General features: G+C 60.7%; 1 protein-coding gene. It reads left to right on the top strand.

The genetic code is table 11. The annotated features are described in order from the left end of the window. Positions 1–89 precede the first annotated feature (89 nt). Entirely contained in the window at positions 90–1520 is a 1431-nt protein-coding gene (locus HX817_RS16130) for a lipase (protein ID WP_008433771.1), read from the top strand. Positions 1521–1564: the final 44 nt, after the last annotated feature.

The following is a 1564-nucleotide window of genomic DNA, read 5'->3' as shown; positions in this document are numbered from 1 at the left end:
CAAGCCCGCTCCCACATTGATCCGGTTCCAATCGTCCATTTGTGCAGATTCGGCTTTCTCGACAATTCCAACAAAAGAGAGGCAATACCATGGGTGTTTTCGACTATAAAAACCTCGGCACCGAGGGCTCCAAAGCGTTGTTCGCCGATGCCATGGCGATCACGCTGTACTCCTATCACAACCTGGACAACGGCTTTGCCGTGGGTTACCAGCACAACGGTTTTGGCCTGGGGCTGCCCGCCACTCTGGTGGGGGCGCTGCTGGGCAGCACCGATTCACAGGGGGTTATTCCAGGGATTCCCTGGAACCCCGACTCGGAAAAAGCCGCCCTCGAGGCGGTCAACAAGGCCGGCTGGACGCCCATCAGCGCCAGTACCCTGGGCTACGGCGGCAAGGTGGACGCCCGTGGCACGTTCTTCGGTGAAAAGCCCGGCTACACCACCGCGCAGGTGGAAGTGCTGGGCAAGTACGATGGCGACGGCAAGCTGCTGGAAATCGGCATTGGTTTTCGCGGGACTTCGGGGCCTCGGGAAACCTTGATCAGCGACTCCATCGGCGATCTGGTCAGTGACCTGCTGGCGGCGCTGGGGCCCAAGGACTACGCGAAAAACTACGCCGGCGAAGCCTTCGGCACCTTGCTCAAGGATGTCGCGGCGTATGCCGGCAGTCATGGCCTGACGGGCAAAGACGTGGTGGTCAGCGGTCATAGCCTGGGTGGCCTGGCGGTCAACAGCATGGCCGACCTGAGCGGCAATAAATGGTCGGGGTTCTACAAGGACTCCAACTATGTGGCTTATGCCTCGCCAACCCAGAGTGCCGGCGACAAGGTGCTGAACATCGGTTATGAAAACGACCCGGTGTTTCGCGCGCTGGACGGCTCGTCGTTCAACTTCTCGTCACTGGGCGTGCACGACAAGCCCCATGAGTCGACCACGGACAATATCGTCAGCTTCAACGATCACTACGCGTCGACGCTGTGGAATGTCCTGCCGTTTTCCATCGTCAATGTTCCCACCTGGCTTTCTCATTTGCCCACCGGGTATGGGGATGGCATGACGCGGGTCCTGGACTCGCAGTTCTACGACCTGACCAGCCGGGACTCGACGATTATCGTGGCCAACCTGTCGGACCCGGCCCGGGCCAATACCTGGGTGCAGGACCTCAACCGCAATGCGGAGCCGCACAAGGGCAACACGTTCATCATCGGCAGTGATGGCGATGACCTGATCCAGGGCGGCAAGGGCGTGGATTTCATCGAGGGCGGCAAGGGCAATGACACGATCCGCGACAACAGCGGGCATAACACCTTTCTGTTCGGCGGGCAGTTTGGGCAGGACCGGGTGATTGGTTATCAGCCGACCGACAAGCTGGTGTTCCGGGACGTGGAGGGCAGTGCGGACTGGCGTGACCACGCCAAGGTAGTGGGGGGCGATACCGTGCTGAGTTTTGGCGCGGACTCGGTGACGCTGGTTGGCGTCGGGCTCGCCGGGGTTTGGGGCGATGGGGTTTCCATCGGCTAAGTAGCGCTGCTTCTGTGGGAGCTGTTGATCGTTCCCACGCTCTG

The organism is Pseudomonas sp. C6002 (genome assembly GCF_013385805.1).
In the GTDB taxonomy this organism is placed as follows: Bacteria; Pseudomonadota; Gammaproteobacteria; order Pseudomonadales; family Pseudomonadaceae; genus Aquipseudomonas.
Note: the sequence above shows the minus strand (reverse complement) of the source record. Positions and strands in the feature narration are given on the sequence as shown.